The organism is uncultured Empedobacter sp. (assembly GCF_937930195.1).
Taxonomy (GTDB): Bacteria; Bacteroidota; Bacteroidia; order Flavobacteriales; family Weeksellaceae; genus Empedobacter; species Empedobacter stercoris.
The window spans coordinates 1-4,207 of record NZ_CALGVK010000177.1 but is presented as its reverse complement, the minus strand read 5'-3'; the positions used below and the strand labels follow the sequence as shown (position 1 = coordinate 4,207).

The 4,207-nt window shown below is 32.7% G+C and carries 6 protein-coding genes; 4 read left to right on the top strand and 2 right to left on the bottom strand.

Translation table 11 applies throughout. From position 1 onward, the window contains the following. Positions 1–536, bottom strand: a 536-nt coding sequence (locus Q0616_RS10475; protein ID WP_298776881.1) for an alkylphosphonate utilization protein, incomplete at its 3' end; no start/stop codon positions are given. 108 nt (positions 537–644) lie between these two features. Here Q0616_RS10475 and Q0616_RS10470 point away from each other — a divergent pair. Continuing rightward, positions 645–1,496 carry an ATP cone domain-containing protein gene (locus Q0616_RS10470; protein ID WP_284583868.1) on the top strand — a complete coding sequence of 284 codons (852 nt, stop codon included), beginning with the start codon at positions 645–647 and terminating at the stop codon, positions 1,494–1,496. Between the two features lie 43 nt (positions 1,497–1,539). Here Q0616_RS10470 and Q0616_RS10465 read toward each other — a convergent pair whose 3' ends face one another. After that, the gene (locus Q0616_RS10465; protein ID WP_171621587.1) at positions 1,540–2,007 is read right to left on the bottom strand and encodes a DUF4268 domain-containing protein; all 468 of its coding nucleotides are present in this window, start codon (positions 2,005–2,007) and stop codon (positions 1,540–1,542) included. Between the two features lie 117 nt (positions 2,008–2,124). Here Q0616_RS10465 and Q0616_RS10460 point away from each other — a divergent pair, with 117 nt between their 5' ends. From Q0616_RS10460 to Q0616_RS10450, 3 genes are all read left to right on the top strand, one after another. Continuing rightward, positions 2,125–2,610 (top strand): TlpA disulfide reductase family protein, encoded by a 486-nt coding sequence (locus Q0616_RS10460; protein ID WP_171621586.1) that lies wholly within the window; start codon positions 2,125–2,127, stop codon positions 2,608–2,610. 73 nt (positions 2,611–2,683) lie between these two features. Next, positions 2,684–3,139, top strand: a complete 456-nt coding sequence (locus Q0616_RS10455) for a hypothetical protein (protein WP_171621585.1) — start codon at positions 2,684–2,686, stop codon at positions 3,137–3,139. A 1-nt stretch (position 3,140) separates the two neighbouring features. Next, positions 3,141–4,040 carry an MBL fold metallo-hydrolase gene (locus tag Q0616_RS10450; protein WP_298776879.1) on the top strand — a complete coding sequence of 300 codons (900 nt, stop codon included), beginning with the start codon at positions 3,141–3,143 and terminating at the stop codon, positions 4,038–4,040. Positions 4,041–4,207 lie beyond the last annotated feature (167 nt).

Below are 4,207 nucleotides of genomic sequence, written 5' to 3'. Positions count from 1 at the left end.
TCTACTTTTCCTTCAATTTGATCTGTATTATCGTGTACTAAACGAATATTACGAACGGCTGTTCCTATTTTAGCATTAATAGAAGAACCTTTCACATCTAAATCTTTGATTAATGTAACATTATCACCGTTTACTAAAACATTTCCGTTGCAGTCTTTATGCAAATCCACACTTCCATCACCTTCGTGATCACCCGAAGCCTTTGCCCATTCCATATTTTCATCATCCAAATACATCATATCCAATGCATCTGCCGCCCACGATTCGTTTCTAAAACGATTTAACATTCGCCATGAAAGCACTTGTATAGCTGGAACTTCGCTCCACATAGACGAAAGTAAAAATGATTCCCAAAAAGAAGCGTCTAACTCTTCTCTCTTTTCAATCTGATTAATACATTTTTGTGTAATGTAAACATTTCGATCAGGATTACTGCTTGCATCTGGATTCACTTCGTAAATCGCTAAATTTTCTGTAGCACCAGTCAGTTCGCATTGGTTACCGCTTCTTTCTTGTAAAAATGTATCTAATTTCATGTATTGATTTTAAAACTTTTACAAAGATAACTTTTATTTAGAATTAAAACTTTTATAGCTTTTGACGAATCTTTTATTTAAATTCGTTCAGAATAAAATCAATCTAAAATGTTAGTAAAAAAGAATTCTGGTGAATTAGTCCCTTACAATCCAAAAGCCCTAAAGCGTTCATTAACAAAATCTGGTGCCAAAAAAGAAGAAGTTGAAGAAGTATTTGAATTAGTTTCGAATGATCTTTATGACGGAATGTATACAAAAGATCTTTACCGTATTGCATTTTCTCATCTCAAAAAATACAGAAGTTCTTATGCTGCACGTTATAGTTTAAAAAGAGCATTGAGAGATTTAGGACCAGAAGGGTACTATTTCGAACAATGGATAGGAAAAGTACTTGAAGCAGCAGGATATCAATCTTTACATTCGGAAATTGTGCAAGGAAATGCAGTGACACATGAGATAGATGTGGTAGCTTGTAAAGGAGAATATTTATTGTTTTGCGAATGTAAATTTCGAAATGATGAAGATGCCAAGATTTCTGTCACGACACCTATGTATTTTTTATCGCGAATGAAAGATGTACAAGATCATACCTATCATTTCTTTGGAAAAGATTTAAAGCCAACGAAAGGATTTTTAGTCACAAATGCTTATTTAACGACAGACAGTATTGATTTTGCAAATTATTACGGAATTGGTTTAATTTCTTGGGATTATCCTGAAACAAATAGCATCAAATATTTAGTGGACAATGCTGCCTTGTATCCGATTACATGTTTAACAACTTTAACGCCAGAGCAAGAAAAAATATTGTTATCTAAAGAATGTATTTTGGTAAAAGATTTACAACAAAATAGTGCTTATTTGGATGTTTTAAACCTCTCTCAAGAACAACGAAATGATGTTTTAGAAGAAGCAAACGAATTGTTAGAAATAGAAAATTTCACCTGTGTAATCGAATAAAACCAATCAAAAAAGAAGCTAAATTTAGCTTCTTTTTTGATTATTATAATTCTTTAAAAATTTCAAAACTATCTTTGTGGTCGCACCAAAATTCATCCAAATTAATCATTCGATTTTTTAAGAACGGAATTATTTGTGGCCAATCTGATTCTCTAAAAATACTTACATTTTCTAATCGCATTTTTATCGTCGAAATCGTTTTTCCATCGTGGTCAACATCCTCTTTTGTCCAAACCCATTTTTCACCAAGATAACTTTCTAACACGTTTTCATATTCTTCAAACTGTTCATAAATCATGGATTGAACGGAAGGGTCTGGATGTGAAATTTCGATCGAAACCTCTGCATATTTACGTTCTACATCCGTTCTAAAACTAATTCCTTTGATTGTCGTTTTATAATTCACCCAATTTATACGCGATCCCTCGGCATTCATTTGCAATTTCATGTACGTTCCGTACGAAATCCAAAATTCTTTTTTTATACGATAAGCTTCTTCTTTTGAAAACAAAATGAATAATTTTTTACAAAAATCGGTTTAATATTCTATTCAACAAAATTTCCCAAAAAATAGCTTGGTTTGATTCTTGTTCTATTAAATTTGAATAAATATTTTTAAATAATAAATATGAAACTATTTTCTTTCCTAAGTCTTATAGGGATTTTGACTTTTTCTTGTGTAAATGCACAAACTGTAGAAACTGTTAAATACGAAGCATTGCACGAAAAAATAGCAAATTATAAAGATGAAGTCGTCGTGGTTAACTTTTGGGCAACGTGGTGCGCACCTTGCGTAGAGGAAATTCCAGCATTTATGGAAATCAATGAACAATACAAAGATCACCCAAATTTCAAGATGCTATTGGTTTCACTGGATCGACCAAAAATTATAGACAAAGTAAAAAAGTTTATGGTTGATAATAAGATTACTGCAGAAGTTGTTTTATTGGATGACACCAAACGTATGAATGAATGGATTCCATCATTTGATCCGAAATGGGCTGGAAATATTCCCGTCACGATCGTTTACGACAAAGGTGAAAAGGTCGTTTTTCACGATCAAGCCATGACGAAATTTGAATTAGAGGACTACATCCAAGAATATTTAGATTAATCAATAAAACTCCTAAAATCTTTTTAGGAGTTTTATATTTTTTGTATGTTTATATCAACATAAAAACACAAAAATGAGTAAAAAACATATCCGAAAAGAGGTTATTCAGCATCTTATTCAGCTTAAACAAGACGAAATCAATGCGTTAAAAGAATCGGAACGAATTTATGCAGAAGGTGCAGATTTAGACGAAGAATCAAGTTTAGAATTGGATGATTTTGCACAACAAAGTCAATCAACTGATGCGGCTCGAAAATTAAATATTCGTATTAATCAAGCCACTGAAGACTTAGAAAATTTCAAGGCATTACGACCTGAATTAATCAATGAAATTACAGAAGGAAACGTTGTTTTGACTGATAAAGTTAATTTTGTAATTGGTTTATCTTTCAAAGATTTCGAATGGGAAAACAAAAAGTTTGTGGGCATTAGTACTCAAGCTCCTATTTTCGAAGCATTAATTGGAAAACGAGCAGGCGACAAATTAGAATTTAACGGGATACATTATACCATAGAAGAAATACTATAACATGCCAAAAGTACATACTATTGATCTGAATTTTCAGAACGAACATGAAGCAATTGCGACCTATCTAATCGAAACAGAACAAGGTCCCGTATTGGTTGATCCAGGACCGTATTCAACTTTCGAGAATTTGAAAGCTGGTATCGAAGCTTTAGGTTGGCGAATCATTGATATAGAAAATATATTAATTACACATATTCATTTTGATCATGCCGGCGCAGCGTGGAAATTTACGGAGCATGGTGCAACAATTTTCTTGAATCCTATTGGAATACCTCATCTTAAAAATCCCGAAAAATTATGGGAATCTGCCAAAATGATTTATGGAGATGAGATGGATCGTCTTTGGGGAGAAATGAAACCGATTAATGAAGAGTTTTTAGTAGGTCTTAGAGATGGTCAAAGTGTAGAATTTGGGGATACTGTTTTCGAAACTATTTACACTCCTGGTCATGCTGTGCATCACAATGCTTATGTAATGAATGATGTTATTTTTACTGGAGATGTTGCGGGGGTTAAAATAGAAAATGGTCCGGTTGTACCACCTTGTCCTCCACCTGACATTCATATCGAATTATGGAAAGAATCTATTGCCAAATTGAAAAAAGTGAATGCAAAAGGTATTTACCCTACCCATTATAGTTATCATGAAGATGTAGAGAATCATTTTGACCAATTAGAAAAAGGATTGGATGAATGGTCAAATTACATCAAACCAATGTACGATGACAACTTAACAGCAGACGAAATAACACCTGTTTTTGTTGATTACGTCACAAAATCATACAAAGATTTAGGGTTATCCGAGGATCAAATTCAAGTGTATGAATACGCCAATCCATGTTGGATGTCGGTTAATGGACTTTTGAGATATTGGAAATTAAAAGAACAAGGTAGATTATAAAAGTAATAGAAAGCTGTCAGTTTACACTGCCCCCAAAAAGTTAGACACTTTTGGGGGCATTTTTATGGCAAGAAAAGTAAAATATGATGTAACATACAAGTTGCGATGTGTCAAAGAAGTTTTAGAAAAACATCGAACAATACGTTCAATTAGTAAAAAAGAAAATA